Origin of the sequence: Bosea sp. BIWAKO-01 (genome assembly GCF_001748145.1) — a bacterium.
Classification (GTDB): Bacteria; Pseudomonadota; Alphaproteobacteria; order Rhizobiales; family Beijerinckiaceae; genus Allobosea.
Map to the genome: position 1 here is coordinate 3,418,622 of NZ_BCQA01000001.1, position 17,605 is coordinate 3,436,226.

Below are 17,605 nucleotides of genomic sequence, written 5' to 3' on the forward strand. Positions count from 1 at the left end.
GGAGCAAGATGTTTGGGGTAGCGGCGACAGGCTAGCCCAACTCCACCAGCACGACCTCCGGCGGAATTCCGAACCTAAGCGGCAACTTGCTGGTGCCGAGGCCGGCAGAAACCACCAGATCGCGCCCACTCTCGCGGACATGGCCATAGGCGTAGCGATTGCCATAGCGTGATGGCACGATCGGCGACCAGCCGAACAGCCTTACCTGTCCGCCATGGGTATGGCCCGACAAGGTCAGCGCAACCCGCGCCGGCATCCGGGCGAAGACATCCGGCTCATGCGCCAGCATGATGACGGGCGCACCGTCATCAGCGATCTGGGCGAGGGTGCCGGGCAGGTCGTCGACGCCATTCTTCTGTCCGCGCAACCGTTTGACGAAGGCGATCTGGTCGCCGAGGCCGGCAAGCCAGAGCGGACCTGCAGCGGTCTCCAGGCGTAGCGCCCGATTTTCGAGAACCGTGATCCCGGCCGCTTCGAGCGCAAGGCCCGATTGCGTCGGCCCGCTGCGGTTCCTTTGTGTGGGTTCGTCCTGCCACCAGTCATGATTGCCGAGCACGGCGTAGACCCCGCTTGGCGCCTTGAGCGCGGCGAGTTCCGTGGCCCATTCGGCATAGGGAGGATCGGAGGCGCGGCGTGTCCGGCTGGCAACGAAATCCCCGAGCAGCAGGACGAAATCGGGTTTCAGCTCGTTGGTCATCGCGACGATATCGCGCACACGCGAGACCGGCATATGCGGCCCGCCAATGTGCAGATCCGAGATGATTGCGAGCTTCAGGCGGCCGGACTGGGGCCAGGCATTCGGGGTGAAGCGGTAGCGCGTCACCCGCGGATGGGTTGGTTCCCACGCATAGGCGTAGCCGCCGGTGCCGAAGCCGGCCAAAAAAAGACCGGCGAGAGTTTGGAGAGCTCTGCGCCGGTCAATCATGGAGGGTCTCGAAAGTCAGTCTGGCAGTCGTCAAGTCAATCGTCAAAACCATTGCGGAGAACGGCCGGCACAGGATGAGCCGGTTTTCTCTCCGCCGTCCTGTCCGACGCAGGCGAGGAGCGTCTTGTTCCCGCAGCGACCGCGGGAATTGCGATCGGGCGGAAGTGCGATGCGTAAGCCTCTCTGGCCGAGGCATCATGGAAGCTCGCGCTGCGTTGCGTCGTCTGACGCTTGTTGGCGGAAGGCATCGGTCCTGACTTTACCTGTTGCACGGTGCCGACGGTTCCTGGCCGTCGACACAGGGAAGGTGACGTCCGATCGGGACGACGAAGCGGCGTGATCGTGATTTCTTCGTGGCTTTTCGGCCTCGATCGCAATCATGTCGCCGCTTCGGTTAATCTCCCCTTAAGCATGCCGGCTCAGGCCGCGAGCAAGCCTTCGGCCTTGACCCAGGCCAGCGTCTTGTTCAGGGCCCGCTCGTAGCGGTCGAACATCTCCTCGATCTCGGCCTCGGTGATCACGAGCGGCGGGCAGAAGGCGACACGGTCGCCCATGGCGCGGGTGATCAGGCCCTCTTCCTGCGCGAAGAAAACCGATTTCGGGCCGACGCCCTTCTTGGTCTCGAACGGGGCCTTGGTCACCTTGTCCTTGACGATCTCGACGCCACCGATCAGGCCGACGCCGCGCGCTTCGCCGACCAGCGGATGCTCGGCAAGCTTCTCAAGCCGCCTCAGGAAGGTCGGGGAAACCTTGCGAGTGTGCTCGACAATCTTGTCGCGCTGGTAGATCTCCAGCGTCTTGACCGCGATCGCGCAACCGACGGGATGGCCGGCATAGGTGTTGCCGTGGCCGAAGGTGCCGATCTTGCGGCTCTGGTCGACGAGCACCTCGTAGACCTTGTCGTTCATCATCACGGCGCTGAGCGGGAAATAGGCCGAGGTGATCTGCTTGGCGAGCGAGATCGTGTCGACATTCATGCCATAGGTCGTGGTGCCGAACATGTTGCCGGTGCGGCCAAAGCCGGTGATGACCTCATCCGAGATGAACAGGATGTCGTATTTGGCGAGAACCGCGTTGATCTTCTCGAAATAGCCCTCCGGCGGGGTGATCGCTCCGCCGGCGCCCATCACCGGCTCGGCGATGAAGGCGGCCACCGTGTCCGGCCCTTCGCGCAGGATCATCTCCTCCAGTTCGGCGGCGAGGCGCGAGGAGTAATCCTGCTCGCTCTCGCCAGGCTCGGCGAAGCGATAGTGATGCGGGCAGGAGGTATGCAGGATGCCCGGCAGCGGCAGGTCGAAATCAATGTGATTGTTGGGCAGGCCGGTGAGCGAGGCCGAGGCCACGGTGACGCCGTGATAGCCCTTCAGCCGCGAGATGATCTTCTTCTTCTGCGGCCGGCCAAGGGCATTGTTCATGTACCAGACGATTTTCACCTGGGTGTCGTTGGCGTCGGAGCCGGATGCGCCGTAGAACACCTTCGAGATCGGAACCGGGGCGATCTCCTTCAACTTCTCCGCCAGCTCGATCGCCGGATCATGGCTGCGCCCGCCGAAGATATGCGTGAAGGGCAGCTTCTTCATCTGCTCCGTCGCCGTGTCGATCAGCTCCTGATTGGAGTAACCGAGCGCGGTGCACCAGAGCCCCGCCATACCCTCGATGTACTCCTTGCCGGCGCTGTCATAGACGAAGACGCCCTTGCCGCTTTCCAGCACCAGCGGGCCGGTCTCGCGATGCGTTGCCAGGTTCGTGTATGGGTGGACCAGGGTCTCGATGTCGCGGACGGCGAGGTTGGATAGCATGGCGCAAGCTCCAGGTTTTTATGCGGCCTTTATGCGAGCATAGACCGGGATCAGCGCAAGCGCTGAGCGATTTTCACGCAGATCGACGCAGACTCTGGCGCGTATCGGGTTGCGCCGGCTCAGGATTGTCCGGTCGAGCCGGGGGGAACGCGATATCCTGCGCCCGCCCTTGCCAGCATGCCGCCGACTGCAACTGCCGTAAGGTCTTCGCCGGCCGCCGCAATGATCTGCACGCCGAGCGGCAGTCCACCGTCCGACTGCGAGATCGGCGCAACCAGCGCAGGCAGGTCGGCCCCGGTCGCGAGCGAGGCCCAGAGCAGGAAATCGAGATAGGGGCGAGGCTCGCCGTTCACGGCAAGGCGCCTCGCGTGAATATCCGGCGTGTGGTCATGCGGGATCGCGGCGACGGGGGCGGGTGGGCAGAGTACGACGTCATAGGACTGGAAGAAGCGGGCCCATTGTCGTTTCAGAGCCATGCGCCGCTGCGAGATCTGCTGATAGAGTCCCGGCGTCATGCGCGCGCCGCGCGCCTGCAGCGATTGATGCGAGAGATCGTTGGTGCTGAAGCGCGATGCCATGGCCTGGATACGCGCCCTGACCTTGGGCGGCAGACCATAGGCGACGACGGCATGGTTGAGCAGCGCATAGACCTCGAAGGCTTCGGAGAAGCGGATCGCCGGGCGCGCGGTCTCGTCGATGATTGCGCCTTGCGCTGCGAGCAGATCCGCGGCCCGGCGCACGGCAGCGCCGACCTCGCGGTCGGTCGGGGCGAAAGCATCGTCGGCCCAGAGTGCGACACGCAGGCCGCGGGGCTCCTCCAGCCTTGGAGCGGTGAGGGCCGCACCTGCGACCCGGGAATCGCGCGGGCAGGCCAGCACCGGAAGGATGAGCGCAAGATCCTCCGGCGCGCGCGTGATCGGTCCGGCGACCAAGAGGTCGGCATTGCGCGGTGTGCGGCGCTCGGGCGGCGGCGGCAGGTGGCCCCAGGTCGAGATCAACCCCCAGCTCGTCTTCAGGCCGTAGACACCGCAGGCATGGGCCGGCCAGCGCGCAGAGCCGCCGAGATCAGAGCCGAGTTCGAAGGCCGACATGCCGGTCGCGACCGCGGTTGCGGCCCCGCCGGACGAGCCGCCGGGCGAGAAGGCCGCATTCCAGGGGTTGTTGGTGACGCCGTGAACGGGGTTGTAGCTCTGGAAATCGCCTGAGAAGACCGGGACGTTGCTCTTGCCCAGAATGACGGCGCCGGCAGCGCGCAGGCGAGCGACCGCGGCGGCATCATCCGCAGGAATGCGGTCCTTGTAGGCGGGCAGCCCACCGGAGGAGGGCAGGCCGGCCACGTCGAACGCGTCCTTGATCGTGATCGGCAGCCCTTCAAGCGGGCGGGCGGTGCCATCGGCGAGGCGCCTGTCCGATTCTGCCGCCATGGCGCGCGCGGCCTCGCGGTCCTGGGCAATGATGGCGTTGAGCAATGGGTTCAGCGTGTCGATGCGGGCGAAGCTGGCCTCGAGCAGGTCGCTTGCGCTGAAGCGGCGCGCAAGCAGGGCTTCGCGGAGGTCGGTCGCGGAGGCGGTCAGATCGATCGCAGGCATCGGCACGTCCGGTCGGTGGGGAAGAACCAGCCTCATGCCTAGCCGGTTCGCGCTTCGACTTCCATCCGCCGAAGGAAGCTCTCGCCGTCACTGATGCCGAGTTCGTAGGCGAAGCGGATTCCCTCCCAGTCGCGGATCGTGAATTGCGAGACCGGAATGGTCCGGGACGGGCGCGCATAGGTCCGGCCCGGCACCTGCGGCACCGCGGAGAAGGGGCGCGTCAGCAGAACCAGCGTCCGGTCGCCGGCCTGTTCCAGATCGGCGAGCGCCCAGGCGGGGGCACTGTCGACCAGCCCGCCGTCGAGCGCAGCGCGCTGCCCGACGAGCCCGGCCGGCATGAAGGGAGGCACTGCAGCGCTCGCCATCAGGGCCGCGACCAGTTGTTCTGCCGTTGCGCAATCGGCGAGCCGGACAAGATCGGGAACGAAACCGAGGCGGCGCCCGGCGGTGGGATGGACCGGTCGGCGAAGGCGCTTTTCCAGCTGATAGGCGCCGATCCCCAGCATCGCGGCGATCGGCAGGGGCCAGAAGCGTGGTGGGCGCGAGATCGCGATGCGGAAATCGCTCATCAGCCGCAAGGTTGAGAGGGCCTCGGGCGTGAAGAGTTGAGTGAGGAGGCTCTGATAGAGCTCGCCGACCGGGAAGAGCCGCCCACCCCGGCGGAAGGCCGCCCAATCCATTTCGGATGTTCGATCGAAACAGGCTTGCCTGACCTGCTCGCGTACGGTCGGGCCGAGACCGAGTGCCGTATAGAGCATCGCGAAGGCGCCGGCGCTGACACCGACGACCCGGCGCGGCGACAATGCGAGGCGTGGCGCCACGGTTTCATAGAAACCGCCCTGCCAGTAGCAGCGATTGCCGCCGCCGGCGAAGGCGAGCCCAGCGAACATGAAGGCGCTATTCGGCGTCCGCGGCGCGAGCGAGGTCGCGCCAGGCCAGGACGAGTCGGTCGAGATCGGCGAGATCGCCGGCGGGCAGCTTGCCGAGGGTTGTCGCGACATAGCTGCGCTGCGCCGCGATGCCGGCTTCCGCCAGCCTGCGCCCCTCGGGCGTCAGATGCATCGCATAGGAACGCCGGTCGCCCGCGATGGCGCGGCGCTCGACAAGGCCGGCCTGCACCAGTCGATCGACGAGCCCGGAGACGTTGCCCTTGGTGACATAAAGCCGCTCGGCCAGCTCGCTTTGGCTGATGCCTTCGCGCTCGGTCAGCGTGGAGAGCAGATCGAATTGCGGGATCGAGAGCCCCAGCGTACGGATGCGTGCCGTCATCTGGCCGAGCATGCGCTGGTGCAGCCGCATGAAGCGGAACCAGACGCGGTCTGGATCGGTGCGTAGGGCGTCGGGCGCTGACACGGTTCCAACTCTCAGGATCTGTCAGTTCTGCCCTAAACTATCGCGTGGCTCCAGGCGAGCCCTTGATTCCCGGTCCGGCTCAACTCCTGCTTCCCTGCCGGGGAGCTGCCTGTCTATGCTGCTCCCAACAACAGCAAGAATGATCGTGGGGAGAGATGCCATGCTTGGCCTGATGCAGGACTGGCCCCTGCTGCTGCACCGGATCATCGACCATGCCGCCGTCCAGCACGGCACTCGCGAGGTCGTGAGCCGCGCGGTGGAGGACGGCTCGCTGCGGCGCACGACCTATGCCGATATCCGCCGCCGCGCCCTGCGGGTGGCCAGGCGCCTCGAGCGGGAAGGAATGCGGCTCGGCGACCGGGTCGCGACGCTGGCCTGGAATACGGACCGGCATCTCGAACTCTGGTACGGGATCAGCGGGATCGGCGCGATTACGCATACGGTCAATCCGCGTCTGTTCCCGGAGCAGATCGCCTGGATCATCAACCATGCCGAGGACAGGATGCTGTTCCTCGACCTGACCTTCGTGCCGTTGATCGAGCAGATCCAGGACAGGCTGCCGAGCATCGAGCGCTACATCGTGCTGACTGATGCGGCGCATATGCCGCAAACCGGCCTGAAGGCAGCGGCCGCCTTCGAGGAGTGGCTCACTGAAGCCGATGACGATTTCGCCTGGAAGCAGTTCGACGAAAATACCGCCGCCGGGCTCTGCTACACCTCCGGCACCACCGGCGGTCCGAAGGGGGTGCTCTATTCGCATCGCTCGAACGTGCTGCATGCCATGGCCTGCTCGGCGCCGGACTATATCGGGTTGTCCTCGCGCGACAGCGTGCTGCCGGTCGTGCCGCTCTTCCATGCCAATAGCTGGTCGCTGGCCTATTCCGCGCCGATGACCGGGGCCAAGCTGGTCATGCCGGGGGCGAAGCTCGACGGTGCATCGCTGCTCGAATTGCTGGAAGGCGAGGGCGTGACCTGCACCGCGGCGGTGCCGACGGTCTGGCTTGGCCTGCTGCAGCATCTGGAGGCGACCAACGCCCGACTCTCGACGCTGAAACGCGTGGTGATCGGTGGCTCGGCCTGTCCGCGGGCGATGACGGAGGCATTCGAACGCAAGTATGGCGTCACCGTCGCACATGCCTGGGGCATGACCGAAATGAGCCCGATCGGTTCGTTTTGCTCGATCAAGCCGGTCTATGGGCATCTGCAGGGCGATGCGCTCTACGATCTCAAGGTCAAGCAGGGGCATCCGCCCTTTACTGTCGAGTTCCGCATCACCGATGATGCCGGCCAGGACCTGCCCTGGGACGGCAAGACGTTCGGGCGCCTGAAGGTGCGCGGACCGTCCGTCGCTGGCGCCTATTTCAGGCGTGAGGATGAAGCGATCCTCGACGAGCACGGATTCTTCGATACGGGCGATGTCGGCACGCTGGATGCCGCGGGATATCTCCAGATCACCGACCGCTCCAAGGACGTGATCAAGTCGGGCGGTGAGTGGATATCGTCCATCGATCTCGAAAATCTCGCGGTCGGCCATCCCGATGTGGCGGAGGCGGCGGTGATCGGCGTCGCCCATGCCAAATGGGACGAGCGGCCGCTGCTGGTCATCGTCCCAAAACCCGGTCGTTCACCGAGCCGCGACGAGATGCTGGCCTATATGACCGGCAAGATCGCAAAATGGTGGCTGCCGGACGACGTCGTCCTGGTCGAGGCGATCCCGCATACTGCGACGGGCAAGATCCAGAAGACCGCGCTGCGCGAGCAGTTCAAGGACTATCGCCTGCCGACAGGCTGAGCCGCGAGGCTTGCCTTCGGTGCCAGACCCCGCCACGTAATCATCATGCATCGTCGCATCGTCTTCGAGGAACCTGTCTCGCGCGCCGCACGCTGGAGCCGGCGGCTGGCCTGGTTTTCCGTCGCGGTGCTGCTGCTGGCCATTCTCGTCGCCCGGCTCGGCGAGCCTTCCGTGCAGGGGCTCGCGCCGATCGCCGGCGCCTACGGTTTCGTTCTGCTGGCGCTGCTGCTGGCGGTGCTCGCCTTTATGCGGATCTGGCAGGTGGGACATCGCGGGGTCGGCATGGCGGCGCAGGCCTTCGTGCTTGCGCTCCTCATGCTTGCCCCAGCGCTCTATGGCGGCTTCAAATGGCTGACGCTGCCGCGATTGAGCGATATCTCGACCGATATCGATGATCCCCCGAGCTTCAGCCGCTCGCAGGCCGCCTTGACCGCACGCCACGGACTGGTGCCGCCCGACGTCCCTGCTGCGGCGCGACGCATCCAGCGCCAGGCCTATCCGAAAACGTTGCCGATCGTGCTGGAGGTCCCGGCCGAAACGGCGTTCACCATCGCGCGCCGGGCCGCCACTGCACTGGGTTGGCAGGTTCTCGAAGCGTCGCGCCCCGGCGGACGCAGCGGGGCAGGGCGGATCGAGGCTGTGGCGCACACCCGAATCCTGCGCCTTGCCGATGACATCACGATCCGCGTGCGTCCGCGCGCCGATGGCAGTCGCATCGATATCCGCTCGGCTTCGCGGATCGGGAGCCACGATCTCGGCGCAAATGCTGCCCGCATCGCCGCCTTTGCCGCAGAGGTCGAGCTGCTGGTCGAGGCACGCTAGGCCATACGCGACGGCGTGATGCGATCCGAAGAACGGATCGACGCCGCTGCCTCAACCCCGTGCCAGCTTGTATCGGCTCGCCAACATCGGCAGCGCCTCGTCGCAGAGGACGGTGCCGTTCAGGACCAGATCCTCGAGTTGGGCGAGGATCGAGAGCGCGGCCGCGCCATGCAATGCGACCGGCAAGCCCTGGTAGATGGGCGGCACCATCTCCGCGATGCGCTCGTCGCCAGCTCGGAGCCGGTTGAGGATCGCGGCTTCGCGGAGCCGGCGGTGCTGCACGAGCCCGCGCAGGAAGCGTTGGGGTTCGTTCACTGGCCCGCCATGGCCAGGCCAGTAGATGGCGTGCTCCATCGCGCGCAGTTTTTCGATCGACGCCATGTAGGACGCCATCGAGCCGTCGGGCGGAGCAACGATGCTCGTCGACCACGCCATGACATGATCGCCTGAAAACAGGCTTGTCTCTTCCGCGAGCGCGAAGGCGAGATGATTGGCGGTGTGGCCGGGCGTTTCGACGGCCGAGAGCGTCCAGCCGGGGCCCGTGACCGTGTCGCCGTCATGCATCGGCAGGCCGGGGGCATAGTCGCGATCGGCCGCGGCATCGAGCGGATTGATCTCGCCCAGCGCCAGTTCGCGCGCCGCGCGATGCGGCAGGCAGCCGGCAACGATGGCGCCTGTTGCCGCCTTCAGTGCCGGCACGGCAGGCGAATGATCGCGATGGGTGTGGGTGACAAGGATATGGCTGACGCTCTCGCCAGCGAGTGCGGCAAGGACGCGGGCGATATGAGCCGGATCGTCGGGGCCAGGATCGAGCACCGCAACGGTGCCCCGGCCGATGATATAGGTGCAGGTGCCGGTGAAGGTCATCGGCCCGCTATTCCCGGCGATGACGCGCCGAACGAGTGGCGACAGTTCGACCACCTCGCCGGAGGGAGCGGTGGCGCTCCGATCGAATTCGATGTCTTCGCTCATGCGGGTCCCGTCGCCTGGTCCATTCGCTTCACGGGGGCAGGTTGCGCCCCGGCCTTGCCGTTTCGCGCACCGCCGCGCGCCTTGTAGGGCATTGCAGCATTTTCTATAGACGGAAAACCGGCTGCGCAGCGCGGCCCTCGAAAAATGGATGAGAGCGCATGGCCGATCTGCTTCCCCTTTCCGCTCCGACCCTGGTCAACGCGATCCTTCCCCAGGTCTCCGGACGTCGCGCCGCGCTGGCGCGCAATGTCGCACTTGCCGTGGCCGGCAGCCTGCTGCTCGTACTCGCAGCCAAGATCAAGGTACCGTTCTGGCCGGTGCCGATGACCCTGCAGACGCTGGCGGTGCTCGGCCTGGGCGCCGCCTATGGCTCGCGCCTCGGCGCCGCGACTGTCGCACTCTATATTGCCTACGGTCTCGCCGGCCTGCCGGTCTTCACCAACACGCCGCCGGTTGCAGCCGGGCTGCTCTATCTCGCCGGTCCGACCGGCGGTTTCCTCGTCGGCTTTGTGCTGGCGGCGGCTGTCGCTGGCTGGGCGGCCGAGCGCGGCGCTTCGGTGTTCCGCCTGATCGCGGGATTCATTGTCGCGGAAGCACTGATTCTTGGCCTCGGCGGCCTGTGGCTTGCTCTTGGGGCGCAAATGGCGAGCGGTGCCACCGGTGTCGGCTTCGCCAAGGCCTTTGCCCTCGGCGTGCAGCCCTTCCTGCTGGGCGATGCGCTCAAGATGGCGCTGGCTGCGAGCCTGGTCGGGGCGAGTTGGTCCTTCCTGCGCCGCCGTGGCTGAGGCACGCTGCAGCGACGGAGACGAACGAGCCGGGGCTTTGCCCCGGCTTTTTCTTTGGCGCTGGGCGTCAACGCATCGTCCCGGAACGTGGACCGCGGTGTTCGGGAGGGCTGATGCAAGCACAAAAGGTCAGACCATCGGATCGGATACGAGATCCGGTCCGATGGTCCAACGATTCGCGTGCGGCTGTCGGGCCTGTTCTCAGCCCTGCGGATTGTTGCCGGAGCAGGTCTTCACGGGTTGGCCGAAGATATCGAGCTTCATGAACTCCCCGCATTTGTCGCAGCCGGAGAGAAGCACTGCGAGGCTCATGATTCCGATGATTCGGGAAAAACGCGTCATAGAGTGAGCCCCAGTGTCCTGCGGCGAGACTACAGGAGCGCTTCGCGAGACACCATCGCCGTCTCCGGAGAAGTCGTGGATGCGTTAATCGCTCCCCAGCGGGCCGGTCGCGGCCCAAATCGCGCCGAAACTGTCCGGGCATCTGTCCGCGCAACAAAAAAGCCCCGCAGGGCTTGATTTGTAATTATCTGAAATATCTCGGGAAATTTTGGTCGGAGTGGCAGGATTTGAACCTGCGACCCCCACGTCCCGAACGTGGTGCGCTACCAGACTGCGCTACACTCCGATCAACTGGTGGCCGGCTTATAGCCAGCGTCGCGCCGCAGCGCAACAGGGCTAAGCACCTCTTATGTGGATTTCTCCAGAGCTTCGTTGAGGGCCTGTCGCGTCGGATGCAGCCTCCTGTGAGAAGCGCGCGTCGACGGTTGCACAGAGCCGCGACGCACACTAGAACGCTGCAGCGCGTTGGGGCGTCGCCAAGTGGTAAGGCAGCGGTTTTTGGTACCGCCATTCCCAGGTTCGAATCCTGGCGCCCCAGCCAACAATCTAAGATCTTGATTTTAAGCGGTTTTCCAAGGCTTCCTCTAGCCCGGCTGTAGCCCGGCGCGATCTTTTGCACTCTGCGTCTAACGGTCGAGATGTGGCCGTGCGACGAATGTCCTACATGGGTGGAGGCTGTGTGGAAACGGGCTGATCTGGTAGGCTTTCTGGAGCGATCCGAGGGCTTGCATGGCGCGCTACATCGAAGGCGAGACCCGGCTGCAGAGACTGCTCCTGCCCGACTGTCTTGAGGACTACGTCAGCGAAGATAATCCGGTCCGGGTGGTGGATGTCTTCATCGACGAACTCGATCTGGGAACGATGGGCTTTGCCGGCCCGGCCTCGACGGGGCGGCCTGGATACCACCCCGCTACCCTTCTCAAGCTGTACCTCTACGGCTACCTCAACCAGGTTCAGTCGAGCCGCCGGCTGGAGCGCGAGGCCGGCCGCAACGTCGAGGTGATGTGGCTGACGGGCAAGCTTGCGCCCGACTTCAAGACCATCGCCGACTTTCGCCGTGACAATGGGGCTGCGATCCGGGCTGCCTGCGCGCAGTTCGTCGTGCTGTGCCGCCAACTCGGCCTTCTGGCAGGCGGCACCGTGGCCGTGGACGGCAGCCGGTTCAAGGCCGTCAACACGCGCGACAAGAACTTCACGCCCGGCGCGATCCGTCGCCGGATGGAGCAGGTGGAGGCAAGCATCGCACGCTATCTGTCGCTGCTCGATACGGCCGACCGGCAGGAGGATGACGTCGCGCAGATGCGCAGCATCCGCCTCAAGGACCGGCTTGATCGCCTGCGTCAGCAGATGCGTGACCTCCAGGCGATGGACCACGTCGTCGCGGTGGCGCCAGACCGTCAGGTCTCGCTGACCGATCCCGACGCCCGCGCCATGGCCACCAACGGCAAGGGCACTGGCCTCGTCGGCTACAACGTTCAGGCGGCGGTCGACGCCAAACATCATCTGATCGTGGCTCATGAGGTCACCAACATCGGCCACGACCGCAGCCAGCTCGCCAGCATGGGGCGTCAGGCAAAGGATGCGACAGGAGCCGGTGCGCTGACTGTGCTGGCCGATCGCGGCTACTTCTCAGGCGAGGAGGTCCTGGCCTGCGACGAGATCGGCATCTCCGCCATCGTCCCCAAGCCCCTGACATCAGGGGCCAAAGCCGACGGGCGCTGGGGCAAGCAGGACTTCACCTACGATGCTCCGAGCGACACCTATCGCTGTCCCGCCGGCGAGACGCTCACATGGCGCTTCTCATCGGTCGAGAAGGATCTGACACTCCATACCTACTGGGCCGACGGCTGCGGAGCCTGCCTGGTCAAAGACCAATGCACCACCGGCAAGCAGCGCCGCATCAAGCGCTGGGAGCACGAGGTGGTGATCGAGGCCATGCAGCGCCGGCTCGATCGCATGCCCGACGCCATGCGGATCCGAAGGCGCACGGTCGAGCACGTCTTCGGCACGATCAAGGACTGGATGGGCCGAAGTCACTTCCTGACCCGCCACCTCCCCAATGTCGGAACCGAGATGAGCCTCCATGTGCTGGCCTACAATCTCAAGCGGGCCATCGCCATCCTCGGCGCGGCGACGTTGATGAAGGCCATGAGAGCCTGACCCTCAGACCCTGTCGCATCGTCAGAGCACGACCCTGAAAGACGTTTCCACACGGCCTCGGTCGAAGGCGGCCGTTGATCATCACCCCAAATAGCCTCCCTTGATGTGGCTGTTCACGTCATGCGCGCAGCGACAGGTTATGAGCCCGTTCGAAGACGCGCCTTCAGTTCGACTGTCGTGCGGTCGATCAGGAATTGCTGGTAGCGATAGAACATTTCCTCGCCCATCGGCGTCGCGAACGAATTGGCGTATCGCTGACACCGTTCGCGCAGCCTGGCCAGGCGATCCAGAATGTTCTCGATGGCGTCGCGCTCACCGGCCTCCGGCAAGGCGGGTTTCGTCGGGTGATGCAGGTCAGGAGCATGGCTGACGGCCTCGCCCGCCACGAGCCGTGCTTCGGCCTCAAGTTTTTCGCGTGCGGAATCAAGGCGCCACAGACGAAAGCGGCTGATGCCCTTCAGCAGGTTGAAAAGCGCCGTCACCGCCATGACGAGATAGATCCAATAGGCCGGCGACATGAGGTTCACGAGCCACGGGAAATAGCGGTCTACGAATTCCGGCTCGCCAGTCAGAATGAACTGCCTCGCTTCGGACGCTAGCGGAGCCGCGGTCGCAGAACTCGTCGAGGTCGGCGGGTTGCTGCGCACGAATGTCGGGAGCGCAGCCGCCAGGAGCACCAGCAATTCGATACGGTCGGCTCTCTTCGCGCATGTGTTGGCCAAGACGAGCGTATTGACCTGCGGCACCAATTTGTCAGTCGCAGGGGCCTGGCGCATCAGGTCGTATCGGCCGGCCGGAATCCGCCCAAGGGTCAGCCACGGATAGCGGTCCGTCAAACCTCTCAAATCTCGGAGCTCGATGATTTCCAGATCATAGCGGCCGATGATCGTGCGCAGGAACTCGGCATCATTTCTCATGACATAGGCGGCAATATCGAGATTGCCGCTCGCCACAAGCTGAGCCTGCTCATCCAACTCGCGATAGGACGTTCGCATGTCGAGCTTCTTCAGGTCGGGATCACCGAGCAGTTGGCGTACGAGATACGCCGTGCCCGAATTCTCGGGCCCTATTCCGATAGAGGCGCCCCGCAGATCAGAGAAACTGCCGAAGGGGCGATCGCGCCGCGCCAGAAACAGGAGCGATTCTGGTTCGGGCAAGCGCCCCAATAGCTCGAGTCCGGATTCGGCGGGCACTGGCGTGCCGTCCTGAACGAAGGCAAATTTCTCGGCGCAGGATTTCTGGTCCGTCATCAGGCGTTTGGCGTTCTCGATCGAACCCGCTGTCGGGATGACCTCGAGATGCCCCCGGTCGCGCCTGGCCAACAGCGCCAGGTTCGAAGCGAGCGAATGATAGGCGCCGCCTGGCGCACCCGTCAGTATCGACGCTTGAAATGAGCCATAATCACGCACGGTGCTGTAGGACAGAGCCAAGCCTGCGATGGCTGCTGACGCAACGGCGAGCAATAGAATGCGCAGAAAGCCTCTGCGCCGACTCGCAAAACTACGTTTGTCTGGCCTCGGAGCGTGAACCGACACGGGAGATGCCTGCAATGGGGGCAACGTGGTCGCGAGGTCCGGGAGATTTGCACGACACTCGCGCGCTCGCCAGTTCTATCGTCATTGCCGGCGCTCCCGCGCCCGTTGCATGCGCACATGCCGGCCGAAGCCGGCGCTTCCTTCTGCCGCTGTCCGCCGTTGCCCCGCCGGAGCCTGTCGAAGGAGCATCTCCTCACCAGAGTTTGATGTCGAATGAGTAGCTCGCGCCGAGGCCGATGGTGGTCTGGTCCGGCGATCCATATCGGGTCACCAGCGGGCTGGATGCCGCATCATCCCTGAGGCGGGCGTATTCGACATAGCCACGGACCTCCCATTGCGGCGTCAGTTGATACCGCGCCTGCAGGCCGGCGCCGATCGAATGCAGCCCGCCCTTGGCATTGAAGAGGGGAAGCCCGGAGGCCAGCGATTGGGCCGCGTCGACGCCAAAGTACGGTGCGGTCGCCTTGTTGTCGGCCGGCGACAGGCGCGGCCCGCCGGACAGGGTCCAGCGTTCCCCGACGGGAACGACGACATCGGCGGAAAGGTCGGCGACGAAGCCCCTGTGACCGCCGAAACCACGACGCGTTTCGATTCGCGTCCGGAACCAATCCCGGGGCCAGAACTCGGCGAAGAGGCCAGCTTCGATCGTGGCGTCGACATCGCCGAGCCCGCGCAAATGCCTGGGGTCGTCGCCTGCGTCGCGCCCGCCCTTGTACTTGCCAACGAGACCGCCATGGAAGCCGCCGATGTCGATCAACGAAAGACCGGCACCGTCCAGAGGGGAGCGAAAGCGCGCAGCCTTGCCGGCCCGGCGAATGGAGACGATTGGCAAGGGTTCGAAGCGGAAGCGGCTAGCACCTTCGAATTCTGGGAGAAACTTGCCCTGAGCACCCAGGGTGATGGTCCAATCGCCGGGGATCGTTGGCATGCGATCGAAAAGACTCTGCGCATGGGCGTTCCCAGGAGCTGTCGTGCAGATCAGCGCCAGCGCAGATGCGGCCAAGGCCACACGGCCCGACACAATGCGCCGAAGCGCCTCCAATGACGTCATTCATCAACCCCAGTGGCGCAGGTCGCGTTCGCGAGACGCTCATCTCTAGGGCAGTGGGGGCGCGGGGCGATGTCTCCGGGATTTCGGTTTGCAACAGACTGTTACAGAATGATGCTTGCCCTAAGGGCATGTGGAAGGCCAAGGGTACTTCTCTGCCGGAGCTTCATCGCGTGGCCCGCTCGAACAGCCCTCATCTCCTCATCGTCGATGACGACGCCACGATACTCAGAATCCTCGCGCGGTTCCTGAGCGAGCATGGGGTGCGTGTGACGCAGGCGCAGGCCGGGGCGCAGATGCTCGAAGCCTTGGAAGCAGGGCGCTTCGACCTCATCGTCCTCGATATCATGATGCCGGGAGAGGATGGGCTCAGCCTTTGCCGGCGTGTCCGTGCCACGAGCAATATTCCGATCATCCTGCTGACAGCGATGACATCCGACACGGATCGGGTCGTCGGGCTCGAGCTCGGTGCCGACGATTATGTCACGAAGCCCTTCAACCCACGTGAGCTTCTGGCGCGGGTGCGGGCTGTTCTGCGCCGGACCGGCGTCTCTCCCGCAGCTGCGCGCGATCACGTGCGGTCGAGCTTTCGGTTTGCGGGATGGACGCTGGATGCGAAACGCCGGGTCTTCCTGTCTCCTGACAATGTGCTGACCGACCTGACGAGCGGCCAGTTCGATCTGCTGCTGGCCTTCGTGGAGCATCCGCAGCGCGTTCTCAGCCGCGATCAGTTGCTCGATCTGGCCCATGGCAGGGCAAGCCAGATCTTCGATCGCAGCATCGACGTCCAGATCAGCCGGCTGCGCCGCAAGATCGAGATCAATCCGCAGGAGCCACTGCTCATCAAGACCGTGCGGAGCGAGGGATATGTCAGGACAGCGGACGTGGTTGCCGATGCGCCCGAGGCAACGCCATGAGGGCAAGGCTGTGGTCGCGGGCGGGGTTTGCCCCCCGCATCGCCATTGTTGTGGTCCTCACCTTCATCGGGACACAACTGCTCGGCGAGGCGCTCCGCGCGCTGGTGCCACCCTCGGATTTCGCGTTGTTCGACACGCAATGGCTTGTCGATACGACAGTCGACGCTCAACGGATCGTAGCGGCGGTTGATGCGAGCCAGCGTGATTTGGCGCTGTCTTCGCTGAAATCGAAGGAGTGGCTCGATTTCGCCATCCGTGAGCGTCAACCCGCGGCGCCGAGGGGCCCTTCGCCCGCATCGAGCGCGACGCTCCAGGCCGAGATCAGCAAGAAATTGGGTGTCGATGCGGATGCTGTCGTCGTCAATATCACGCCCTATGGCAACCTGCTCAGTCAGGTCAGGACCGGTGTCGTCCTTCTATCCGGCCTGCCGGCTCTGATGGCCAACGTCGCCGCGGATTCTGTCGAGCACTACCCACTCGTGGCATCGGAGATCGAGATCGGCGTCCGCCTCTCCCATCAGTCCTGGCTGATCGTGACGCAGCGCGCCGGCGAGCTGGCCAGCGCGCGCTACGTGCGGAACGCGGCTGACCTGATTGGCGGGGTGTTGTTTGTCGGCATGTTGTCCATCTGGATGGCGCGCAGTCTGGTCAAGCCGCTGACGCAGCTCGCCGGAGCGGCCGAACGGCTCGGCCGAGAGCGGGCGCTGACCCCGATCGGTGACATGGACCTGCCGGAATATGCCGCGATCGCCCATGCCTTCAACGACATGCAAGCGCGCCTCACGCATTTCGTGGATGAGAGGACCACCATGCTCGCCGCGATCTCACATGACCTGCGCACGCCGCTCACGCGGCTGCGGCTCATGGCGGAGTATGTGCGCGACAAGGATCAGCGCCAGGAGGTCCTGTCCAATATTTCCGAGATGGAGACCATGATCCAGTCGTCGCTCGTCTTCGGGAGCGACGATGCGCGGCGCGAGCCACACAGTGTGGTCGATATCGCCTCGCTCCTGATCAGCCTTTGCGACAATTTCACGGATATGGGGGGGCATGTCACCTATGTCGGCCCCGATCATGCTCAGTTGTCCTGCCAGCCCGTGGCGATGCGCCGGGCTCTGTCAAATCTCATCGACAATGGCCTGCGCTATGGTGAGCGGGTCAGCGTTACCCTGCGCGACGAAGCTCAGGCGCTTGTCATTGTTCTCAGGGATGTCGGGCCAGGGATCGCGCCGGATCAGATCGAACGCGCCTTTGCTCCGTTTCAACGCCTCGATGGCTCGCGCAGTCGCGCGACCGGCGGCACCGGCCTCGGGCTCACGATTGCCCGGGACGTCATCCGCGCGCATGGCGGAGACGTCACCCTCGCTTCGGCCCAGCCGGCCGGTCTGCTGGTGACCGTGAACCTGCCGAAACCGACGATCATGCCGCGTATGATGTGACATGTGCTCCACGGCATCCGCCGTCGCGCCTCGCCGGCGCGACCAGATGTGTTCGGCGTCCGAGCGGCAACATCTGGAAGCGTTGCGTCGCCTGCAGGCGGCTGGGACATCCGGGTTAAGCGATCCC

14 protein-coding genes and 2 tRNA genes are annotated in these 17,605 nt (G+C 64.9%); 7 read left to right on the forward strand and 9 right to left on the reverse strand.

Features of this window, described 5'->3' with window-relative positions; genetic code table 11:
- Window positions 1-31: 31 nt before the first annotated feature.
- From BIWAKO_RS15825 to BIWAKO_RS15845, 5 genes are all read right to left on the reverse strand, one after another.
- Window positions 32-925, reverse strand: a complete 894-nt coding sequence (locus tag BIWAKO_RS15825) for a metallophosphoesterase (RefSeq protein ID WP_069879477.1) — start codon at window positions 923-925, stop codon at window positions 32-34.
- Between the two features lie 419 nt (window positions 926-1,344).
- On the reverse strand, window positions 1,345-2,724 hold the full coding sequence (locus BIWAKO_RS15830) for an aspartate aminotransferase family protein (protein ID WP_069879478.1): 1,380 nt from the start codon (window positions 2,722-2,724) through the stop codon (window positions 1,345-1,347).
- Between the two features lie 119 nt (window positions 2,725-2,843).
- Complete coding sequence (locus BIWAKO_RS15835; RefSeq protein WP_069879479.1) at window positions 2,844-4,313, reverse strand: amidase family protein; 1,470 nt, start codon at window positions 4,311-4,313, stop codon at window positions 2,844-2,846.
- Between the two features lie 38 nt (window positions 4,314-4,351).
- Window positions 4,352-5,203, reverse strand: a complete 852-nt coding sequence (locus BIWAKO_RS15840; RefSeq protein WP_069879480.1) for a patatin-like phospholipase family protein — start codon at window positions 5,201-5,203, stop codon at window positions 4,352-4,354.
- Between the two features lie 7 nt (window positions 5,204-5,210).
- Window positions 5,211-5,612 (reverse strand): MarR family winged helix-turn-helix transcriptional regulator, encoded by a 402-nt coding sequence (locus BIWAKO_RS15845; protein WP_084652251.1) that lies wholly within the window; start codon window positions 5,610-5,612, stop codon window positions 5,211-5,213.
- Between the two features lie 214 nt (window positions 5,613-5,826).
- Here BIWAKO_RS15845 and BIWAKO_RS15850 point away from each other — a divergent pair, with 214 nt between their 5' ends.
- Together BIWAKO_RS15850 and BIWAKO_RS15855 are read left to right on the forward strand one after the other, a co-directional pair.
- Window positions 5,827-7,458, forward strand: coding sequence for a long-chain-fatty-acid--CoA ligase (locus BIWAKO_RS15850; RefSeq protein WP_069879482.1), 1,632 nt, complete (start codon window positions 5,827-5,829; stop codon window positions 7,456-7,458).
- Window positions 7,459-7,503: 45 nt separating this feature from the next.
- Window positions 7,504-8,280 (forward strand): DUF1499 domain-containing protein, encoded by a 777-nt coding sequence (locus BIWAKO_RS15855; RefSeq protein ID WP_069879483.1) that lies wholly within the window; start codon window positions 7,504-7,506, stop codon window positions 8,278-8,280.
- A gap of 51 nt (window positions 8,281-8,331) precedes the next feature.
- On the opposite strand, the gene BIWAKO_RS15860 is transcribed toward BIWAKO_RS15855, so the two are convergent.
- A complete protein-coding gene (locus BIWAKO_RS15860) occupies window positions 8,332-9,252 on the reverse strand; it encodes an MBL fold metallo-hydrolase (protein ID WP_069879484.1) in 921 nt (306 codons plus the stop codon).
- A 158-nt stretch (window positions 9,253-9,410) separates the two neighbouring features.
- Here BIWAKO_RS15860 and BIWAKO_RS15865 point away from each other — a divergent pair, with 158 nt between their 5' ends.
- Window positions 9,411-10,037 carry a biotin transporter BioY gene (locus BIWAKO_RS15865; protein ID WP_069879485.1) on the forward strand — a complete coding sequence of 209 codons (627 nt, stop codon included), beginning with the start codon at window positions 9,411-9,413 and terminating at the stop codon, window positions 10,035-10,037.
- 551 nt (window positions 10,038-10,588) lie between these two features.
- Here the strand turns inward: BIWAKO_RS15865 and BIWAKO_RS15870 are convergent.
- Window positions 10,589-10,665: transfer RNA gene (locus BIWAKO_RS15870), tRNA-Pro, on the reverse strand.
- Window positions 10,666-10,845: 180 nt separating this feature from the next.
- Here BIWAKO_RS15870 and BIWAKO_RS15875 point away from each other — a divergent pair.
- Together BIWAKO_RS15875 and BIWAKO_RS15880 are read left to right on the forward strand one after the other, a co-directional pair.
- Window positions 10,846-10,920, forward strand: a tRNA-Gln gene (locus tag BIWAKO_RS15875).
- Between the two features lie 188 nt (window positions 10,921-11,108).
- The gene (locus tag BIWAKO_RS15880; protein ID WP_069879486.1) at window positions 11,109-12,539 is read left to right on the forward strand and encodes an IS1182 family transposase; all 1,431 of its coding nucleotides are present in this window, start codon (window positions 11,109-11,111) and stop codon (window positions 12,537-12,539) included.
- A gap of 137 nt (window positions 12,540-12,676) precedes the next feature.
- On the opposite strand, the gene BIWAKO_RS15885 is transcribed toward BIWAKO_RS15880, so the two are convergent.
- The gene (locus BIWAKO_RS15885) at window positions 12,677-13,969 is read right to left on the reverse strand and encodes a TAXI family TRAP transporter solute-binding subunit (protein ID WP_176733332.1); all 1,293 of its coding nucleotides are present in this window, start codon (window positions 13,967-13,969) and stop codon (window positions 12,677-12,679) included.
- A 298-nt stretch (window positions 13,970-14,267) separates the two neighbouring features.
- Entirely contained in the window at window positions 14,268-15,002 is a 735-nt protein-coding gene (locus BIWAKO_RS15890) for a MipA/OmpV family protein (protein WP_244523457.1), read from the reverse strand.
- Between the two features lie 113 nt (window positions 15,003-15,115).
- On the opposite strand from BIWAKO_RS15890, the gene BIWAKO_RS15895 reads away from it, so the two are divergent.
- Both BIWAKO_RS15895 and BIWAKO_RS34815 read left to right on the forward strand, forming a co-directional pair.
- A complete protein-coding gene (locus BIWAKO_RS15895) occupies window positions 15,116-16,039 on the forward strand; it encodes a response regulator (protein WP_371331984.1) in 924 nt (307 codons plus the stop codon).
- Window positions 16,036-17,478, forward strand: coding sequence for an ATP-binding protein (locus tag BIWAKO_RS34815; RefSeq protein WP_084651449.1), 1,443 nt, complete (start codon window positions 16,036-16,038; stop codon window positions 17,476-17,478). Before BIWAKO_RS15895 ends, BIWAKO_RS34815 begins: the two co-directional genes overlap by 4 nt.
- Window positions 17,479-17,605 lie beyond the last annotated feature (127 nt).